This window comes from Sedimentibacter sp. LTW-03, from assembly GCF_052059825.1.
GTDB lineage: Bacteria > Bacillota > Clostridia > Tissierellales > Sedimentibacteraceae > Sedimentibacter.
Genome location: NZ_CP197180.1, coordinates 2,168,154 through 2,188,607, shown reverse-complemented (window position 1 = coordinate 2,188,607; position 20,454 = coordinate 2,168,154). Strand labels below are relative to the sequence as shown.

The 20,454-nt window shown below is 34.3% G+C and carries 26 protein-coding genes and 1 pseudogene; 26 read left to right on the top strand and 1 reads right to left on the bottom strand.

Features of this window, described 5'->3' with window-relative positions:
• From ACS3UD_RS10910 to ACS3UD_RS10785, 26 genes and pseudogenes are all read left to right on the top strand, one after another.
• Entirely contained in the window at nt 1-1,833 is a 1,833-nt protein-coding gene (locus ACS3UD_RS10910) for a DnaB-like helicase C-terminal domain-containing protein (RefSeq protein ID WP_308139576.1), read from the top strand.
• 11 nt (nt 1,834-1,844) lie between these two features.
• Complete coding sequence (locus ACS3UD_RS10905) at nt 1,845-2,036, top strand: hypothetical protein (protein ID WP_308139577.1); 192 nt, start codon at nt 1,845-1,847, stop codon at nt 2,034-2,036.
• A 17-nt stretch (nt 2,037-2,053) separates the two neighbouring features.
• Complete coding sequence (locus ACS3UD_RS10900) at nt 2,054-2,644, top strand: hypothetical protein (protein ID WP_308139578.1); 591 nt, start codon at nt 2,054-2,056, stop codon at nt 2,642-2,644.
• Nucleotides 2,637-3,095, top strand: coding sequence for a hypothetical protein (locus ACS3UD_RS10895; protein ID WP_308139579.1), 459 nt, complete (start codon nt 2,637-2,639; stop codon nt 3,093-3,095). Before ACS3UD_RS10900 ends, ACS3UD_RS10895 begins: the two co-directional genes overlap by 8 nt.
• Before the next feature lie 350 nt (nt 3,096-3,445).
• Nucleotides 3,446-3,961 (top strand): hypothetical protein, encoded by a 516-nt coding sequence (locus ACS3UD_RS10890; protein WP_308139580.1) that lies wholly within the window; start codon nt 3,446-3,448, stop codon nt 3,959-3,961.
• 104 nt (nt 3,962-4,065) lie between these two features.
• A complete protein-coding gene (locus tag ACS3UD_RS10885; protein ID WP_308139581.1) occupies nt 4,066-4,542 on the top strand; it encodes a hypothetical protein in 477 nt (158 codons plus the stop codon).
• Nucleotides 4,543-4,726: 184 nt separating this feature from the next.
• Nucleotides 4,727-5,683: a hypothetical protein gene (locus ACS3UD_RS10880; RefSeq protein WP_308139582.1), complete on the top strand. Its 957-nt coding sequence runs from the start codon at nt 4,727-4,729 to the stop codon at nt 5,681-5,683.
• Between the two features lie 4 nt (nt 5,684-5,687).
• Nucleotides 5,688-6,275: a hypothetical protein gene (locus ACS3UD_RS10875; protein WP_308139583.1), complete on the top strand. Its 588-nt coding sequence runs from the start codon at nt 5,688-5,690 to the stop codon at nt 6,273-6,275.
• Nucleotides 6,276-6,427: 152 nt separating this feature from the next.
• Nucleotides 6,428-6,739, top strand: coding sequence for a hypothetical protein (locus ACS3UD_RS10870; RefSeq protein ID WP_308139584.1), 312 nt, complete (start codon nt 6,428-6,430; stop codon nt 6,737-6,739).
• 99 nt (nt 6,740-6,838) lie between these two features.
• Nucleotides 6,839-7,096 (top strand): hypothetical protein, encoded by a 258-nt coding sequence (locus ACS3UD_RS10865; RefSeq protein WP_308139585.1) that lies wholly within the window; start codon nt 6,839-6,841, stop codon nt 7,094-7,096.
• Nucleotides 7,097-7,170: 74 nt separating this feature from the next.
• Nucleotides 7,171-7,446, top strand: coding sequence for an HNH endonuclease (locus ACS3UD_RS10860; RefSeq protein WP_308139586.1), 276 nt, complete (start codon nt 7,171-7,173; stop codon nt 7,444-7,446).
• A gap of 105 nt (nt 7,447-7,551) precedes the next feature.
• On the top strand, nt 7,552-7,902 hold the full coding sequence (locus ACS3UD_RS10855; RefSeq protein ID WP_308139587.1) for a P27 family phage terminase small subunit: 351 nt from the start codon (nt 7,552-7,554) through the stop codon (nt 7,900-7,902).
• On the top strand, nt 7,899-9,617 hold the full coding sequence (locus ACS3UD_RS10850; RefSeq protein ID WP_308139588.1) for a terminase large subunit: 1,719 nt from the start codon (nt 7,899-7,901) through the stop codon (nt 9,615-9,617). Before ACS3UD_RS10855 ends, ACS3UD_RS10850 begins: the two co-directional genes overlap by 4 nt.
• Before the next feature lie 11 nt (nt 9,618-9,628).
• Nucleotides 9,629-10,840: a phage portal protein gene (locus ACS3UD_RS10845; protein WP_308139589.1), complete on the top strand. Its 1,212-nt coding sequence runs from the start codon at nt 9,629-9,631 to the stop codon at nt 10,838-10,840.
• Nucleotides 10,833-11,438 (top strand): HK97 family phage prohead protease, encoded by a 606-nt coding sequence (locus tag ACS3UD_RS10840; protein ID WP_308139590.1) that lies wholly within the window; start codon nt 10,833-10,835, stop codon nt 11,436-11,438. Before ACS3UD_RS10845 ends, ACS3UD_RS10840 begins: the two co-directional genes overlap by 8 nt.
• A complete protein-coding gene (locus ACS3UD_RS10835; protein ID WP_308139591.1) occupies nt 11,420-12,817 on the top strand; it encodes a phage major capsid protein in 1,398 nt (465 codons plus the stop codon). The genes ACS3UD_RS10840 and ACS3UD_RS10835 overlap by 19 nt, the downstream gene beginning before the upstream one ends.
• A gap of 13 nt (nt 12,818-12,830) precedes the next feature.
• The gene (locus tag ACS3UD_RS10830) at nt 12,831-13,100 is read left to right on the top strand and encodes a hypothetical protein (RefSeq protein ID WP_308139592.1); all 270 of its coding nucleotides are present in this window, start codon (nt 12,831-12,833) and stop codon (nt 13,098-13,100) included.
• Between the two features lie 11 nt (nt 13,101-13,111).
• Nucleotides 13,112-13,375: pseudogene (locus ACS3UD_RS10825) on the top strand (hypothetical protein); the annotation flags it as partial.
• 164 nt (nt 13,376-13,539) lie between these two features.
• Entirely contained in the window at nt 13,540-13,854 is a 315-nt protein-coding gene (locus ACS3UD_RS10820) for a phage head closure protein (protein WP_308139593.1), read from the top strand.
• Nucleotides 13,855-14,313 carry an HK97 gp10 family phage protein gene (locus ACS3UD_RS10815; protein ID WP_308139594.1) on the top strand — a complete coding sequence of 153 codons (459 nt, stop codon included), beginning with the start codon at nt 13,855-13,857 and terminating at the stop codon, nt 14,311-14,313.
• Nucleotides 14,291-14,668, top strand: coding sequence for a hypothetical protein (locus ACS3UD_RS10810; protein WP_308139595.1), 378 nt, complete (start codon nt 14,291-14,293; stop codon nt 14,666-14,668). Before ACS3UD_RS10815 ends, ACS3UD_RS10810 begins: the two co-directional genes overlap by 23 nt.
• A gap of 5 nt (nt 14,669-14,673) precedes the next feature.
• Entirely contained in the window at nt 14,674-15,267 is a 594-nt protein-coding gene (locus ACS3UD_RS10805) for a hypothetical protein (protein ID WP_308139596.1), read from the top strand.
• 1 nt (nt 15,268) lies between these two features.
• A complete protein-coding gene (locus tag ACS3UD_RS10800) occupies nt 15,269-15,613 on the top strand; it encodes a hypothetical protein (RefSeq protein ID WP_308139597.1) in 345 nt (114 codons plus the stop codon).
• A gap of 107 nt (nt 15,614-15,720) precedes the next feature.
• Nucleotides 15,721-15,876 carry a hypothetical protein gene (locus tag ACS3UD_RS10795; protein WP_308139598.1) on the top strand — a complete coding sequence of 52 codons (156 nt, stop codon included), beginning with the start codon at nt 15,721-15,723 and terminating at the stop codon, nt 15,874-15,876.
• Between the two features lie 20 nt (nt 15,877-15,896).
• Nucleotides 15,897-17,375, top strand: coding sequence for a phage tail protein (locus ACS3UD_RS10790; RefSeq protein WP_308139599.1), 1,479 nt, complete (start codon nt 15,897-15,899; stop codon nt 17,373-17,375).
• Nucleotides 17,376-17,407: 32 nt separating this feature from the next.
• The gene (locus ACS3UD_RS10785; RefSeq protein ID WP_308139600.1) at nt 17,408-19,657 is read left to right on the top strand and encodes a phage tail protein; all 2,250 of its coding nucleotides are present in this window, start codon (nt 17,408-17,410) and stop codon (nt 19,655-19,657) included.
• Nucleotides 19,658-20,037: 380 nt separating this feature from the next.
• On the opposite strand, the gene ACS3UD_RS10780 is transcribed toward ACS3UD_RS10785, so the two are convergent.
• Nucleotides 20,038-20,436, bottom strand: coding sequence for a metal-dependent hydrolase (locus ACS3UD_RS10780; RefSeq protein WP_308139601.1), 399 nt, complete (start codon nt 20,434-20,436; stop codon nt 20,038-20,040).
• Nucleotides 20,437-20,454: the final 18 nt, after the last annotated feature.

Here is a 20,454-nt window from a genome sequence, read left to right as displayed (position 1 = left end):
ATGGACGATTTACAGGAGCAATTATATAAAATAATACCTCACTTGGGGCAATACAAAGAAAAAGGCAATGAAATAATTCCGGTATATTGTCCTTTCTGCTACGGCGGGAAACATAAAGATAAAGAGACCTTTGCTATAAATAAGCTTACAGGTGCGTATAATTGCTTGCGTGGCAGCTGTAATCAAACAGGAAATTTATTCACGTTAGCAAAACATTTAGGGGTTGATATAGTGGCAGAAAGGCAATCATATTTCAGGGAATACAGGAAGCCTAAAAAAGCATATAAAATGCCGGAAGTAACATATAGGAACCTATCTAAGAATGTTATTGATTACTTTGAAAAAAGAGGTATATCTGAGGAAACATTAATAAAAAATAAAGTTACTTCTGATGAAAAAGAAAACATAGTTTTTAATTATTATCTCAATGGCGAATTGGTTTTTATTAAATATAAAATTCCACGAAAACCAAGAGGTAATGAAAGAAAATCATGGAGAGAAGCAGATACGCGTCCTGTGCTGTATGGTATGGATGATTGTGATCTCACATATCCATTGATAATTATCGAAGGTGAGCCGGACAAGCTGGTCTTGGATGAATGCGGAATAAGAAATGCTGTATCAATACCAAGCGGTACTAATGATTTCACCTGGATTGATGAATGCTGGGAATGGTTAGAAAAATTTGATGAAGTAATTATATGGGGTGATAATGATAGTGCAGGTAAGGGATTTCAACAGGAAGCCATTGCAAGGCTTGATGATTGGAAGTTAAGAGTAGTCAAATGCGAATATAAAGATGCTAATGATATGCTATACCGTATTTCCAAAGAAAAAGGGACAGATGAAGCTAAAAATGCTGTCAAAGAGCATATAAATAATGCGTCTATAGTCAAGAAAGAATACATAACAAATCTTGCTGATGTGAAACGAAAGGACTATAGAAACATAAAAGCAATATCCACCGGTTTTAAGGAATTGGATAACTTAATAGGTGGCATGTACGGTGGTATGCTAGTTATATGGACAGGCTATAACGGAAGCGGTAAAAGCACTATATTGTCAAATATAATTTTGAATGGCATAGAAATAGGAAGCAGGGCTTTTGTATATTCCGGAGAACTTCCAAAGGAAGATTTTAAAGAGTGGATGGATTTGCAACTTTCAGGAAAAAATTATCTGGCTTTATATGATTGTCCTGTAAAAAAGCAATCAATATCTATTCCGAACAGTAAATATTATAAATATTTTGATGAGTTTTATGATGAAAAAATATTCTTGTTTGATACAGAAGATTATGCGACGGATAATGAAATCATATCAGCTATGACATATATGGCTAAACGAGAAGGCATTAAAGTCTTTGCCATAGATAACATGCTGACAATGAACATAACAGAAGTAGGTGACAGCAACGAAAAACAAGCAAAGTTAATTATCAAATTAAAGGGATTTGCAAGAAAATTTAATGCAGTAGTTCACTTAGTTGCTCATCCAAGAAAGCCAGGGCAAGGACAAATAAGAGTAGATAAATATTCTGTCAGCGGTACGGCTAATATTACAGATTTAGCTGATAGAGTTATAGGGTTTCACAGATTAACAAAAGAAGAAAAAGAGAAAAATGAAATTTATTCAAATTATAATAATGCTTTGATTGTTTTCAAAGATAGAAAATTTGGTGTATTTGACAGAGAAATTTTATTCAAGTTTGACTATTTTTCTAAGAGGTATTATACAGATGTTTTAGAAAGAGACAAAGAATATTCATGGGTTGATAATATAAAAAAACAAGAGCCAAGGCAAATAGAGATTGAAAAAGCTCCATGGGATTGAGAGGTATTCAGATGACAAAACAAGAATACAATAAACATTTAGCAAGATATCACAAGGCTATGAATTGGTATCATGGTTCAAAGGATATGAAAAAGCAAGAAAAATATTTGCCTGATTTTGAAAAAATATTAAGCGACTTAGAACAGGGCTGTGCAGAGTTAAAGCCTAACGAACATGAGATTATAAATGGATTTAAAATATAATTTGGAAGGATTAGAAAATGAATACTATTTTATATAAAACAATAAAAAAAGCTGTAAAGAAAAATGAAGATAATATTAAAAAGTCAGGCGCATTTGTACCGTATTCTGTAAGCTTGCGGAATATGTGTAAAATTTATAACGTTGAAATTTTCTTCAATAAAATTTGCGATAACATTTTTGAGGAAATTGAAAAAGATGCATGTCAGGGTGAATTTGTAATGATAAAGTTAGAAAATTATGCAGATTTACGTTTTGACGAAAATGGATTATTGATATTTTCAAGTATTTTGTCTAAATACTTTGATAGACCTGAGCTAATAAAATTGCGTAAATATTTAAAATCACTGAATGATGCAAAACGAGTTAAGCAAGGGATTAGATATGAAATTGATAATCTTGACGTATATGAGTTGAAGCAATGTATTAAATTGCTGGAGAGTGGTGTTGTAAAAAACAGTCCTGAATTACTTGACATGTACAAAACGGCACTTGATAGAAAATCCAGCTTGCAATATAAAATAAAAAAAATCACAAATTGCACTTTGAGGAGTTCGATATCAATGTCCAAGCGGTTAATGCATGCAATACAAGGAGGAATGCATGACTAATTCGATAATCCAGGAATATAAGGATCTAACAGAAAATATTGCAACGATAGAATCACATATTAAAACTATAAAAAGAGAAATTCAAAAGCTGATGATGGTTTGGAGACCTCAAGGATTGACAGCCATAAATTATGAAAATCCGTTTATACAAGAATCAAGAAATCAAATGGAAGCTTATGAGGCATATTTAAAATTGTGTAAATATGAGAGGGAAACAAGTGATTTAAAAAAAGAATTAAACTTGCTATATAACCAGAGAAATGAGCTTGAAAAGATCATAGACGGATTTAGAGATGTTGAAAAAAAAGCGTTAATGCTGAGAATCAAAGGGTATTCTAATTCTAAAATTGCAAAAGAAATGAGCTATTCTCAAAGGCATATTGAAAGAATTTTTAAAAATATTAGAGAAAAAGAAAAGATGTCGGTGAAATGTCGGTCGGACATGTGCTAATATGATACTATGAAAAATATATTTTGGTATATAAACAATCCTTTCTTAATTAACATAAAAATATGAGAAAAAGCACTTTTTGAACAGGGACAAAGAGTGTTTTTTCTTTTTATAAAAACATATGGAGGTGAGCATGGGTGCTTGTTAAATGTTACACGCAATGGAGAAGCAATGGAGAATTAAAATGCTTGTGTAAATTGGACAATCCGGCCTGCGATCAATTTCTTTCTTGCTCAATTGAAGAATTTAAATATGATAAATATCAAGGCCTTAAAAGTTGCATGGGGCATGATTCACATAGAAAAGTTCGTAGAAAATGGCAACAAAAGATATGAGGGGGATAGAACAGAGTGAAACAAATAACTGATAATCAGATGAAAGAACTTTTTATTAAGATTCCTTTGCTTAAAAGCGTAAAAACTTCTTTAGAATCGGATTTAAAACGAGTTACTGAATACGATTCGTGGCAAGATGATGCAATAGATGCAATTAACTTTAATTTCATACTGTCGGATATGCCTAGAAGCGGCAATATTTCTGACAAAACATCAAAGGCGGCATTAAAAGTTGAAGACATTGCTTGTAAGGAAAAACGTGAAATATTACAACAAATATTGAATGAGATCCGATGCGTTGATAACTTATTACAAAAAGTTGATCTTGCACTTAATTCACTTTCAGAAGATGAAAGACTTTCGATTGTTTCAAAGTATTGGGAAAAGAAAACATGGGATGAAGTTGCACGGGAAAGCATGCTTAGCGTCTCTCAAACTAGGAGAGTTGCGGCTAAAGCTATACAGAAAATTAATATAATTGCAAGGATAAGGATTGAAGACTATGAAGTGTTAAAAATTAATTTTGGCTAGATAAGATTACCCACATTGTAATATTTTGTCATATTATCGTTGCAAGAAAATGTTTGCAGAGGTATAATGATGTTAAAATATTATAATTATTGGAGGAGTATATAATGTCAAAGTTAAAAGAAGCAGATTTTTATTATGGCTCTGTGCTATCTACGTTATTTACTAATCATATTACGCCTGTTTTAATAGAAAACGATAAAGATAGACAAGTGTATGACTATTCTACTGATAAAGGTGATTTTAGAGCATACATAAAATATCGCACTTCAAAGAAAAATTTAAAATCAGATAATTATTTTAGTTGGGACTTTGTTCTTACAAATGATATAGATGAGATAAAAAAGTACATAGACGACAATTATAATATTGTGCTGTTTTTAGTGTGCGGATCAAAGAATTTAAAAGAAAGCGAACTTGCAATTTTAAATAAAGATGAAATTAAATTAATTCTTTCTTTAAACAAGCAATCGATAACGATTAGCAGAAAAAAAGGCGAAAAGGCCTTTAGAATTTCTATAGGTGGCGGCAGGGATAAAGCTATGCCAATAAAAAGTAGCAGAAAGTTAGAAGATGTAATTTAACATACAATGTAAGAACTCCTAACAGAGTTCTTTTTTGATATATTTTAGGTAGCAGAAATTAATCTGTTGCTTCTTTAAATACAGACAATCATGCCTCATATGTAATATTTTGTCAACGATTGTAGACAGGTAAGGTTTTCCTTGGTATAATATTGGTAAATATTATATGTGGGGGAAATCATAAATGTCTAATATATCAATAGCATCATATACGATAGGTATAAAAAATAAAAATGATGACGAAAGTTATTCTTTAAATAATATTGACGGATTACAGTTTATAGATATATTCGATAACTTTATTACCGAAAACAATCAGATATATGAGAATAATGAAGTATTAGAAAAAATTTTTAAATTTGAAGGTTGTATTCAAGAAGAAAAATCACAGGATAATAATTGTTTATTTAATTATATAATTGGGAGAATAAAAACAGGTTCTTATGGCCAAGAGGCTGAGATAATCAATAGTACAACGGGAAATTTTAGGTTTAATAAGAATGAAGATGATGCGGAAGTTATGCCGTTTAATTTCATCTTAGCTATTCCACCTGGAGAAGTAAACAGGGGAATCTTAATTCTCCAAAAAAACGGAATATTTGGAATCAAAACTTTATTTGAAAAAATTTTGTCGGATTATTTGAAAACTGTAAGTCTCGATTATAAATTATTTTTAGGAAATGTTGCTCCAATGGCTTATTTAGAGAAACTCTTTGAATATGGAGTGTTGCAGAGAATTCGTTTTTTTAGATATGAAATTCCGAACGATATAGGTAATCAAATAGGATTATTAAACAATGGAGTTAATGAATCTTATGAGGAATATGTTATTAATAAACCGACTGGTTTTATTAGAAATAACATAGATAGAATTCGCGAATGTATAAGAGGACAAAGAAATTTAGCTACTATAGTTCAACTTAATAATTTTGAATATGAGAATATTAAGTTGGAATTTAAGTTAGGGGCAAAGTATAAAACTATTAATTTAAGTGACGTTTCGAGCATAAGCTTTAATGATGATATAACCAATTTGGTTACACTGAATGGGGGACATCCAACGGTAGAGAGTATGCAGCCTATACTTATTGAAACAGCAATGACTTATTTAGAAGAAATGGGTTTAATAGTAAGAGGGTGACAAATTGCGCTTATTTGAAATAATTAAAAATCCGTACACGCTAATTTTTATATGTGTTATAGGATTATTAATTTCAAAATTTATTTTTAAAATTGAATATATGAATTGTTTTAAAATAGTTAATAACCATATTAACGTTTTTAATAACAAAACTGGAAAACTTTTGTTAGTTCCATTTCTTACATACAATATTTTACCTTTTTTAATAGCTTTAGGGGTTAATAGAATTAAGGTTATTGATAGTGATATGGTAAATATTATAACTGTTATAATATCTATATTAACTTCTATGCTATTTACTTTACTTGTTATGTTGATTGATATGAAGGATAAAATCGATCTAAAAAAATTTCAAAATGCAAATCAAATAAATATAATAAAACGGGCGATAAAAGAAACGTATCATACTGTAATGTTTGAAATTCTAATTTCTATTTCTGTTTTGCTATTATCTTTTGTTTACTTGTTTACTCAAAAGATAAGTTGTATTATAAGTGCTATAATATATTATTTAGTATTTTTGTTAGTTTTTAATTTATTTATCGTTTTGAAAAGGATATTCAATATAGTTGATCATAATTTTTCTAATTAAAATTATTTATAATGTAGGAGAACTCTTAACCGGGTTCTTTTTTAAGTTAAGTAATATACATCTGTATGTAAAAAATGCAATATTATAGTTGTTAAAAAATGCTTTGCATTGTATAATATTGGTAAATTATTTAAGCAAAAGAGGAGAGTATAATGAATTATAGTGAGATGCTTGAATCATATCATAATATCAGCGAGGCATATGTCGTAGTAAATTTATATGAAATTTATATCAAAGCACAAAAAATTAAAATCAAGATTGAAAGAGATTTAAGGAGTGGTAAATATAGCTATTCAAACAGTCATCATTATCATGGTAGCGAGCAAGCTGCTCCATATATATCTTCAAGATGCGTAATGTTGGATTCTGAAAGTGAAGCATTAAATGCAGCTTTTAAGGAGCTAACTAGTTTTTATAATGAGAATGACGAGAAGGCTATATGGGTTGTCAATGAATGTTTTTAATATTAAGAGAAGAGTCTTTAAGATAAGGCTCTTTTTTTATGAAAGAATATTGGTTTCAAAACCGTTGGCTTTTTTATTGTGACGAAAGGAAGGTAAAGCATGGGTTTATCAAGATTAAGCAAGCAGTGCAGGGAGTGCAAGTATGTAGATATATGCGATCATAAAAGGATGGAAGCATTAGCCTATCTTGAAGCTTCCAGTAATGGAATGGCAGATGCTACTGCGCCTATGATACAGCAAAAGGATTATAGAAATATTAAGATAGGTGTCGATACGATAGAAACAATTGATTTGGAAGAAATAAAAAAGAAATTAACAAATTCAATATATCCAAACTTTTTACAATATGAAGGCTAATTAAATTGAGACGATGCAGGTATGACTTAGACTTCATAGGGTGAGGGGCGGGCAGAAATAAGGCAGGTGATTAATTGAGTTTCTACAAGACAAAGAGATGGAGAGATAAAAGAGTTATTATCTTAAAGCGTGACAGCTATCTATGCAAGGAGTGTCTCAGGTATGGCAAGACTACACCAGCAACTACAGTGCATCATGTAAATCCATTGGAGCATAACAGGCAGCTAGCATTAGTTAGCAAGAACCTGATCAGTCTATGTGAAACTTGCCATAATAAGATGCATGATAGAGACACGCACGAACTTACAGAGCTTGGAATCAGTTGGGTTGAAAGGATTGGAAAGATATAACCCCCCTGGTCTTAAGCTCTATTTATATAATTAAAAGGACCGGAGGGGGGAGCCATTTCCAATAGAGCGACTTTTTAAAAATATTTTTTGGGAGGTGATTTTACTGTGGCAGGAAAGGCAACAACATATGAAGGAATCAGAAAAAAGACAATTAGGGACATGAAAAAATTAGGAGTATATAAGCCGGAGTATGAACCAATTATAGATATATATTCAGAACTTCGTGAACAGTATTTCATCCTCACAGAAAAATTCAAAGACTCCGGATACGATTTCGAAGTTGAGACCATGCAGGGGGGAACTAAAAAAGCCCCGATTGTAGCTACGTTAGAAAGCCTGAGAAAAGATATTATAACTTATACAGATAGATTATGTCTCAATCCAAAAGCCGTAGATACTGTTAAAATACAGGTCCCTAAAAAATCAGCATTGGCAGAGGCGTTATCTAAGCTTTGAGTAATTTTGCAAATCACGATATAGTCTTTCAATATGCGAAAGATATTATAAGCGGTAAAGTAATCGCAAATGAAGAACAAAAACAAGGCTGTGAGAGATTCTTCCGGGACCTGGAGAATCAAGCATATTACTTTGACCCCAAACCGGCAGAAACAGTAATTGGAATAATCGAAAGAACATTCGTGCATAAACAAGGAGAAAATCTACAAGGCGAACCGATGAGAGGTAAGCCTTTTTTATTGCTTCCATGGCACAAGTTCACGATATACAATATCATGGGTTTTTATCATGTTGGTACAAAAATAAGAAAATATAAAGAGGCATTCATATTTGTTCCGCGCAAGAACGTTAAAACTACTTTTGCAGCTGCTCTCGCGTGGGCTTTATCAATCTATTACAGAAAGTCCGGCGCAAAATGTTATATTACAGCTAATGCTCTTAAGCAGTCATTAGAAAGTTTTGACTTTATTAATTTCAACATCAAATACATGGGTGAAGAAGAAAGTTTCAGAATAATCGACAACAATCAAGAACATAGCATACAGGGAGATTTAGACGGAGGGTCTATATACATTCAAGCGTTGGCCGCAAACCCAGACAGTCAGGATAGTTTCAATTGCAATCTTGCAATAGCTGATGAAATTCATGCATACACAAAGCCTAAACAGTACAATATCATCAAAGAAGCTATGAAAGCATATACAAACAAACTAATGATAGGTATAACAACTGCTGGCGATAATATGAATTCATTTTGTTATCGAAGATTGCAATATTGTACGAAAATTTTAGCCGGCTCTGTAATAGACGAGCAGTATTATGTCTTTATTGCAAAAGCTCCTGAAGGAAAGAATGGCAAAGTTGATTACACAGATCCATTAGTGCATCAAATGGCTAACCCTGGTTACGGTGTAACAATACGTCCTGATGACATAATGAATGATGCTATGCAAGCAGAGAAGGATCCTCAACAGCGAAAAGATTTTTTTTCCAAAAGTTTAAACGTGTATACAGCTGCAATGAAAGCATATTTCAATATAGAGGAATTTAAGACAAGCGATAGAAAATACAGTTGGACGCTTGAGGAGCTTACCAAGTTAAAAATAGACTGGTATGGTGGAGCGGATCTTTCAAAGATGCATGACCTTACAGCTGGTGGTCTATACGGAAACTATAAGGGCGTTGATATAGCAATTACTCATGCATGGTTCCCTATAGTTGCGGCACAGCAGAAAGCAGAGGAAGATTCAATACCGTTGTTTGGATGGCAGGATGATGGCTGGCTTGATATGTGCAATACACCTACAGTTAATTACTCGGATATTATAAACTGGTTTATTAAAATGAAAAAGATGGGATTCAAAATAAAGCAAGTTGGATTTGATAAAAAGTTCGGAAAAGAGTTTTTCTTAGGCATGAAAAAAGCAGGTTTCAATATTGTTGATGAGCCTCAATATCATTGGAAAAAATCACAAGGATTTAGGCGGATAGAGAAGCATGTTAAGGATGAACAATTTTATTATTTGCATTCATCGGCATTTGAATACTGTGTCCAAAATGTACTCGGAATAGAAAAAACAGATGACATGATACAGTACGAAAAAATAATGACTGAAATGAGAATAGACTTATTTGATGTTGCCGTGTTTGGAGCTGTCAGATTAATAGAAAATATGGAAAAATCAACATCAGCCAGTGACTGGCTTAATAGTTAGGAGGTAATAAATTGAGCAAAAACAAAGGCAACAAAAATAAAAGAACACGTGCTGAACCAGGCAGCCAAAAAAGAGAGACGGCCTTGAGTTGGTTCTTATCTACCGACGCATATGATACACTTGCAATTCCTGGATATACAAAACTAGCTGACAATCCAGAGGTAAAGATGGCTGTGAGTAAAATAGCTGATCTAGTTTCTAGCATGACAATTCATCTTATGGAAAATACAAAAAGTGGAGATATAAGAGTTAAAAACGAATTATCTCGTAAAATTGACATCAACCCATATAAGCTGATGACAAGAAAGACATGGGTTTACAATATAATTTATTCAATGTTGTTACCTGGCGATGGAAACAGCGTTGTATTCCCAAAGGTTGAAAATGGGTTGATTCAGGAACTTATTCCATTAAAGCCTTCAAGGATTAGCTTTTCAGAAATACAGGGTGGATATGAAGTGAAATATGGAAGTCAGACTTACAACTATGACGAGATATTGCATTTTATTGTTAATCCTGATCCTGAAAAGCCATGGAGGGGTACCGGTTATAGAGTTGTTTTAAAGGACCTTGTTACAAATTTGAAACAAGCAAATAAAACAAAAAATGCTTTTATGTCAGATAAATGGAAACCCTCTGTAATCATATCTGTTGATGCTATGACGGAAGAGTTTACCACTCCGGATGGAAGAGACGCGGTTCTAAAAAAGTACGTTGATGATACTGGAGAAGGAAAACCCTGGGTAATACCAGCTGACTTGATTAAAGTTGACCAAGTAAAACCTCTTTCTTTGAATGATTTAGCAATAAATGATGCTGTGCAACTAGATAAAAGGACTGTGGCTGGAATATTAGATATCCCGGCTTTTTTATTGGGTGTTGGAAGTTTTAATAAGGAAGAGTACAACAACTTTATCCGCACAAGAATAAAGAGCATTGCTGAAATGTTCCAACAAGTATTAACGAAAGGGTTAATTATAAATCCTAGCTGGTATTTTAAATGCAATGCTAAAAGTCTTATGGCGTATGACACAAAAGAATTGGCTTCCATGGGAATGGACTTGTATATCAGAGGAATTTACACTGGCAATGATGTATTAAATCTTATAGGCGATTCACCAAAAGAAGGTTTGGACGAGCTGATCATACTAGAGAACTACATACCAAGAGGCATGATAGGAGAGCAAAAGAAACTAATACAAGGAGGTGGTGCAGATGAGTAAGATTATAAATAGAAGCGCAGAACAAACTCGAAGTTTCCAAGCTGACTTCAAAGCGACAAGGGCAGAAGAAAACTCCGGAGACATGTTTATAGAGGGTTATTTTTCTGTGTTTGGAAAACAAACGGAATTATGGCCGGGAGCATTTGAGGAAATTTCGCCGGGAGCATTTGACAATACGCTTGGAAATGATATCAGGGCACTCATAAATCATGATACGACTTTAGTGCTCGGAAGAAATAAAGCAAATACTTTAGAGCTTAAGACAGATAGTCATGGACTTTGGGGAAGAATCCGAATAAATGACAAGGATTCAGATGCTGTTAATTTGTACGAAAGAGTAAAGCGCGGTGATGTGGACCAATGTTCTTTTGGATTTAATATCTTGAAAGAGGAAACAGACTGGAAAGATGATGGCACCGTAAAATGGACCATTCAGGAAATTGATTTGCATGAGGTTTCCGTATGCACATTCCCTGCATATGAGGAAACAGGAGTACAGGCAAGACAAAAAGAAGTTGAGCAGCATAAAGAAAAGCAACTAGAGCAAAGAAAAAACAAATTGAAAGAGAGGATTAATAAATGGCACTCAAACAATTAATGATAGCTAAGAAAATTGAACAGAGAAACGCTAGCTTAGCTGAATTAAGCACTCAAGAGGAAGGGCTGAAGACTAGAGAAGCGGAATTAGAGGTAGCTTTGGAAGAAGCTCAAACTGACGAAGAAATTGCTCTTGTAGAGGAAAACACAGACAAGCTTGAAACAGAAAAAGAAGAACTCGAAGAAAAGAAATCTAAGCTTGAAGGTGAAATCGCTGAGCTAGAAGGAGAACTCGAAAAACTTAACAGCAAGGAACCAAAGAGTGATTCAAAAGAACCCGAACAAATAAAATCAAATCCTAAAGGAGAGGGAATTATGAAGAGATACAAATTTTTCAGCGGAATGACAAGAGAAGCAGTGGACGCTCTACTAGTTAGAAATGAAGTTCAAGAGTTTTTAACCAGAACTCGTGAACTTATTGGCCAAAAAAGAGCTGTAACTGGTGGAGAACTTAACATTCCTGATGTTATGCTTGAACTGTTAAGAGACAATCTTCACAAATACTCTAAGCTAATATCAAGAGTTAATTTAAAGCCTGTAAATGGCAAGGCAAGACAAAACATTGCCGGCACTGTTCCTGAAGGAATATGGACTGAAATGGTTGCTAAACTCAACGAATTAAGCATTGTATTTAATCAATTTGAGGTCGATGGATACAAGGTCGGTGGATTTATCCCGGTAGCTAATTCATTATTGGAAGATTCTGATATTAACTTAGCGAATGAAATTTTAGTTACTTTAGGTCAGGCGATTGGCCTTGCAGTTGATAAGGCTATCCTTTACGGTAAAGGCGTAAAAATGCCGGTAGGTATAGTAACACGACTTGCCGAAACTGCTCAACCTGCATACTGGGGAACGAAAGAGAAAGATTGGACTGATTTACATACAACTAACTTGTTGCTGATTGATGCAGCTGCTAATACTGACGTTTTGTTTTACAAGGATTTAATTCTAAAACTTGGAAAAGTGAAAGCAAACTATGCAACTGGTGGAAAAACTTGGTGTATGAATGAAAATACTTTTGCTACTCTTCAAGCAAAGGCACTATCAATTAATGCCTCTGGTGCAATCGTATCAGGGCAAACAAAAACAATGCCTGTTGTTAGCGGAGAGATAGAATTCTTAGAATTTATTCCTGACAATGTAATAATTGGTGGATACATGTCGTTGTATTTGTTGGCTGAAAGAAAAGGAGCTACTTTAGCACAATCTGAGCACGCTCAATTTATAGAAGACAATACAATATTCAAAGGCACTGCTCGTTATGATGGCCGTCCAGTAATCGGTGAGGCATTCGTTGCAATCAATATCAGCCAGGAAGATTTAGAAACACCTCCTACGGCAACTGCAGTGACTTTTGCAGCTGATACAGCAAATTAATGGAGGCTAAATTATGAAGGTTCAAATATTAAAAACATTTTTAGATGCGGAGAATAAATGCATTCAAAAAGAGGGCAAAGAAATAGAAATAACAGAGGAAAGAGCGGAGCAAATTATATCTATTCGCCCAGATTTAATTGAAGTGATAGGAAACGCAGAAGGAGACACTCCTGAGTTTCCTAAACATACGGGCGGTGGATATTATGAATTATCCAACGGCGAAAAAATCAAAGGGAAGGATGCTGTTTTAAAAGCTGAGGAAGCACTAAAAAGTAAGGAATAGGAGCTGATATAATGGACACATCAATAGTGACAGGTTTAGTCAAAGCAAAACTTGGAATTAACGGGACAGTGAGAGATACATACATATCAGCAATAGTTAACGGTGTAATTACAGAATTAGAGGATGAGAAGGGGTTAGTGCTTGATGGTGCTAACCCTTATCATTTGATATTTGTAGTAGACTATGTTACTTGGAGGTACCAAAACCGAGACGGTGACAAAGGTATGCCTAGACATTTACAGTATAGGCTTCATAATCTTATCATTCATGTTGGTATTAAAAATCTTATAGTCAGCGATGTTCTGATAGTTGGCATATTGCCATTATTACCTGCTGAGAATACAGTTTACATCCTTCAAGACAGCTCAAAGCAAATGTATATCGATGGCGCATGGACTGCTGTAGATATGGTGAACGGGATTTGGACGGTGGTTATTGCATGACATACGATTGTGAGGTATTGCTAATTAAAGCCGTTAATGCTGTTGATGAGGGTGGAGATACGATTCAGACAGAAACTGAAAGAAGCGTGCTTGCTTCAAAACTTGATTACAGAAGCAAAGAATTTTATCAAGCTTTTACGAATGGATTAAAACCTTCTATTACCTTTGCTGTCAATAAATATGAATACGATAACGAAAGAGTGCTAAAATTTGAAGATGATAGATACAAGATCATAGATGTATACCCGGTTAAAGCAAAAGATGAGAGTGAATTTGAATCTCTTGCTTTGTTGTGTGAGGCGGTGGTATAAATGCCAATGCCTAAGAGTGTAACAAAATACTCTAATAAAAATGGTTTAACATTTACATCAGGTGTAGACCGCGCGAACTATACTATCAGGGAACTGTCTAGGGCGGCCCTTAAAGATGTTGCAAAAGTACTGCGTAAGAAGATGATAGCAAAACTGAAAAATCTTCCTGGCATGAAGAAAAATAAAAGGCTCTATAAGTCGACTCAGTACTGGGTTAGGAAAAAAGAGACTGATCTACAAATGGGATTCAAACACAACACCTGGTATGGAGTTTTACAGGAACTTGGCGGCAACAATCAGCCTAAAAGAAGCGTACTACGCGACACAGTATTTGAAAGTGTTGATGATATACAAAAAATAGAAGCACAATATTTATCAGCTGTAGAGGACGAAGTAAAAGCAAAATCGTTAATAAATGAAGAAGGGGAAACTGGAGATGAGCAAAACCTGGGCACTTAGAGTTGAATTACAGAAAATTTTTAAAGTTCTAACGAATAATGTCTTCTATGAAGGCAATCAGGACTTTAACATCTATCCTCGTCTGGTTTATGAGCTTAGCGAAGTGTCTTATAATTCAGGAAAGACCTTGTTTCAGCTTGAAGTTAATGTTATTGATTGCGGAACAAGTACACAGGCTGTCGAAGAATTAGCAGACAATATTCAGTATACGTTAAACAAGTGCTACTTTAGAAACGATAAAATACAATTCACTTCATATAGAGGTTCACGGCAAAATATCAAAGAGGATGATAAGGAAATAATCAGGCGTAGGTTATTATTCGAAATACATTTACATGAATTGAAGGGAGAATAAACAAGATGAAATACTCGGGAATTACAGATAAAACAGCCGATAATCTTTTGCTGGACGCCGGAGCTTTTTTTAAAAACTTCATTGTAGGTACAGATACTTTCGAGTCTGCAGTGACGGCAAATAAATTAATAGGTGCAACACAAGGTGGTGGCTCTTTTTCGGCGATACCTACAATTAGGAAAATAGATGTGGATGGAACTATGGGAGTAAGAAAAGGATTGCAACATATAGATGAATGGGTTGTTACTATATCCGCTAATGTGAAAGAAATAAGCCAAGATACTATTAAAATAGCATTAGGTTCTGGAGATGTTGTAGATGGGCCGAATAATTATAAAAAAATTACTGCCAACCATCAGATACGATTAACTGATTATATAGATAATATAACTTGGGTTGGTAAACTGTCAGGCAGCGAAATGCCGGTAATTATTGTTGTGAAAAATGCGTTGGCAACAAGCGGTCTGACATTAAACGTGGCAGATAAGGCGGAAGCAGTTATAGCAATGACTTTTACAGGACATTTTACAAACAATGACCCTTTGGTACCACCTTTTGAAATATATTATCCGAATAAAGAAGTTACAGGAGAAGAATAAAATGAGAAAATTACAAACACAAGATGTATTTAACGCATTAAGAGCAATAGGAAAGGCAAGCTTAAAGGAAGAAATAAAGCCTATATTAAAAAAGGCAAATGCAGGAGAAATGAACGTTGAAGATGTTGGAATTGAAGGCGTTCTTGGATTGATTGAAATTTTTTCACAGAAGAAATCTGAACAGGCTATATACGATATTCTTTCAGGGCCGTTTGAAATGAAAGCTAAGGATGTTGAGCAGATGGATATATTGAAACTTGCAGAGAATTTAGAAACGCTAGGGAAAGAGAATGACCTTAAGCGTTTTTTTACTTTATTGGCAGGTTTAATTACGAAGAAACAATAGACCTGCTTCTAAAGAGATACGGCTCTTTAGATTATATTTTAAAAACAGATATTGATTCTGCTATTTCTCTTGTTGAGTATGTATTCAAAAAATACCAAGATGAACTCTTGTTTCTAAGATGGATTCCGTACCAGGATACAGGTAGCTTTGATGATTTTAAAAAGCTGTTAATGCTAGGCGGTGCTATTGAGGAAAAAGATAATGAGGAAATTTTGCAAGATGTAAAAGATATCATAACCCTATTCAACAAGGGAAGGGGGTAATTGCTATAGAAATTTTCAAATTGTTTGGTAGTATTCTGGTCGATTCAAGCAAGGCAGAAGAAAGCATATCTAAAACAGAAAAAAGCGCTAACAGTTTAGGCACAAAGCTAGGAAATGGAATAAAGACAGCAGGCAAATGGGGACTTGCAATAGGTGCAGGAGCAACAGCAGCAGGAGTGGCATTACTTGGAGTAGCAAACAAAGCAGCTGAAACTACGGACCATATAGATAAGATGAGCCAAAAGATAGGTATGTCAAAAGAAGGGTTTCAGGAATGGGATTTTATACTTAGTCAAAATGGCGCATCTATAGATAGTATGCAATCGGGTATGAAAACACTAACAAATCAGGTGGATGAACTTAGTAAGGGCGGTAAAGTAGCAACTGATGCATTTAGTCAATTAGGGTTGAGTTATGAAGATATGGCAGGGCTAAGCCAAGAGGAAATCTTTGAAAAAACTGTTATAGCATTGCAAGGAGTAGAAGATACAACTAAAAGGGCAGCTATAGCAAATGACTTATTGGGAAAAAGCGGATCTGAACTTGCCCCGCTATTAAATGCTGGAGCCGATTCGGTTGAAGCTATGAAAAAACAGGCTAAAGATTTAGGTCTTGTTTTGTCTGATGATGCAGTTAATGCCGGAGTTAAATTTACAGATACAATGGACCAACTAAAGCGGAGTTTTGGAGCAGTGTTTACGCAAGTAGGTGCAGCAGTAATGCCTATGTTTGTAGATTTTGCTAACTGGATAATAAACAACATGCCAGTTATACAAAATGTTTTTAAAACAGTATTTGATGTAATTAATCAAGTAGTAAGCGTTGCATATAATTGGTTTAATGATTATTTATTGCCTATATTTGATGTGATATTTTCATGGGTTAAGAGCAATTGGCCGGCAATTTCAGGAATTATTAACACTGCATTTAAAAGTATAGCAGATATAGTCGAAAGGGTATGGCGAATATTCAATAATGATTTACTACCAATACTAAGAGCGTTATGGGATTTTATATCTCCTACATTTCCGCTTATACAAAAAGTTGTTGAAACAACATTTGGGGCAATTACGAATACTGTTGAGGGAGTTGTAAGTGTTTTTGAAAGAGTGGCAGGTGCGATTAGAACTGCTATTGATTGGCTTGCATCATGGAACAACACAGATGTGAAGAATAAGGATGTAAGTGTATCATCAACCAACAACCCAAGGATAGATGGCAGTCATGCAAGCGGATTGGCTTATGTTCCATTTGACGGATATGTTGCAGAGTTACACAGAGGCGAAAGAGTATTGCCGGCTAATTCTTCATCAAAGTTGGATGAATTAATAAGTATTATATCTCTATTGCTGCATAAATTATCTTCTGATTCGACTGATAAGACTCGTAAAGAAATTAAAATAGGAACATTGATGAACATTGAAAAAAACATAATGGAAGATGATGTCGATGTTGAAATTCTGGAAAAAGAAATGGGAAGATTGATTCGTTTATTATAATAAACATAGTATGTTTTTTAGGGGGCAACAAAATGGAGATACAAAAATATATAGAAGTTAAATCTGCTGATAAAACAGTGGCTTTTTTATCGCCGTCAAGCGATGGATTAAAAGAGGCTTACATTGATGCACGATTGAACGGAGAATCAGCATTAGAATTCAGTTTGCCATCTAGTAACGAAAAAAATGAATATATTACTTCTGAATGTGAGGTATATACTGGTGGCAAGGTTTATAACCTTCTTTTAGAAGATGCTATTGATGAGGTTATGGATGAATCAGGTTCCCTATGGACCAAGTATATGGCTGTTGAGCGCTGGAATCAGCTAAACGGTGAATTTATAGAACCGTATATAAATAATACATATGATTCTGCAGATCCTGCTTCTTTGTCTGTCAAGGTAATTGCGGAAGGTACAAACTTATCTAATAATTTATATACAACAGGAAGTGCTGCGCATGCATTGTATGCCGTATTGCAAGGCTCTGATTGGAGCATGGGTATATGTGATGTTACTGGCATACATAACTTGGAAGCGGAAAAAGTAAGCCGTTTGCAACTTATTAAGCAAATTCAGGAAATTTGGGGCGGTTATCTTGTGTGGGATAGTGTTAATAAAATTGCTCATCTTAGAGACGGTAAGCAATGGCAAAACTATACAGGCTTTCAAATAAGATATGCTAAAAACATGAAAAATATCACAAGAACACAGTCAAACAAAATTGTTACGAAGTTATATTGTTTTGGTAAAGATAATTTAGATATCTCGTCTGTTAATGATGGCAAGATGTATGTAGCTGATTATAGTTATACAAGCAGAGAATACTCTGCAGTGTACAGTAATCCAGATATTGAGAATGCGGAAGAGTTGAAGCAAAAAGGCATAGCCGAATTAGCGTTGAATTGCAGGCCTAAATATTACTATCAAACTAAGATGGTTGATTTGCGTACACTTCCTGAATACTCTCACGAAGAATTTGCACTTGGTGATATGGCTGACATTCTTAACTCTAAAATGAATATTGCTGATACCGCTCGTATTATCCGGCATAAATATAATGTTTTTCAGCCATGGCAATGTGAATTTGAACTTGGAGAACCGAATGAGAGATTTTCAAAGAAGTTAAAGGCTTCTTTTAATGCTACAAGTGTTATTAACAAAACTTTTAATTCGGTTGGCGAAATATCTGGTAAAAAACTTGTTGACGGCTCTGTTATTGCGAATGCGATAGCTGATTCAGCACTGGATGCTTCTAAATTTAATACAAAACAATTAATTCTCACCGGGGATGAATGGAGCAATAATACTCCTTCCGGCGGCCGTGTGTCCTGGAATTCTCATAAATTATTTTATGAAGGTACTGAATACACCATGAGCTCAGGAAACACAAATAAAAAGTATATTGTGTGGCAGAAGGATATAAGTGCTACGTCTTATCGAACATACACTCAAACGGAATTTGACGGCGTTACACTTAAAGATTATGACTGGGTAATTGCTGTAAATAACAGCGGACTTCATGATATAGCTTGGTATAACAGAATGGCTAGACAATTTATTGCAAGTGCATTTATTGCGGATGCAGCTATAAAGACTGCTCATATTGGATTGGCGCAGATTATTGATGCTCATATTGCTAATTTATCAGCTAATAAACTAATTGCTGGGATAATCAATACAACTGGAGCCATATATCTTGGTGACACAAGCTTTGCACTAGTAGCAGAAGATAAGCAGCTGATTATAAAAGATACTCAGGCAATGCCTAAAACCAGAGTTGTTTTGGGCTATAACGGAAATGATTACGGTATATGGATATATAATAAAAATGGGAAAGAAATTTTAGGAGCATCGGGGCTTGGGGTTAATGTTGTAGACACAAACCAGGTTGTTGATGGAGCTATAACAGATGCTAAAATCGAAAGTTTATCAGCTGATAAGATTAAGGCAGGAATTATCGAGGTAGTAATTGAGATGCTATCGCCAATAATTAGGGGGGGAGATATTTATGGCTCCAAGTTCTATGGACCTTATGAAAATTCTGCTTATGCAAAGATTGGAACAGGGAGCGGAGGAAACTTAGGAGATTTCACCTTATATAGAGGTGGAGATCATCCATCAATGGCATTTCAGATATATGATGATGCTACGAATATAACTTTAAAAGCAATAGGAGATAACCCATTTTTAAAAACTACCGGTGATGTTACATATCCTCAAAGGAAGTGGGATTTTTCTGAAGCTAATACAACAGGGATAGTAGCAAGGATTGCGCCGTAAAAAAATAATACATGCGTTGAGTGTCGTAAAACACTCCCTTAACTCTTAAAAGACGGATTTTTCCGTCTTTTTTTATACAAAAAATGAGATGAGATTTGAAAAATGAATGAAATAGAACAATTAGGATTATTCGTAAAGAAAGAAAAAGCCAGTTGTAAGCACAAGGATAATTGCAGAAAAATTTGATAAGGAACATTCAGATGTATTAAAAAGAATACACGGATACGACAGAGATTGCAAGCATGTAAATGGCATAATGGATGATTTTGAGCCAAGTGTAAATACACTTGGCTTGAAGATACAATTAGTACAGTCGAATTCTCGGCTCTATTCAATTTGACTTTGTACATGGCTTCTATTTGAACTATAATTTAATACTATCATAATTTATATCTCTTATTACTAAACGGATACGCCAAAGGTACACCGCTTGGTGTCATCATGTCAAAAAACATGTGTATTACACATCCAACCATCAATCCTACAGAAATGGTATTAAAACCAAACGCTATTATACTTGAATAGAACAATACCGTAATAAAAAATAAACTATGCGTTAATGTTCTATGTCCTACTTTTTTATTAATAAATCTAGCGAGTGGTTTAACTCTTTTTCCCAACTTAGATTTTGGCATATCAATATCGGGCAATAACCCACCAATTGGAATGCATATGAAATAAATTATACTTTCTACTAAAGTAAAATTCAATAAAGCAAATATCCACCAACCGACAAATAAAGCGAATATTGTATGTTCTAACCAGTTTAGAATAATCACCCTCTTTTTATTTTATAA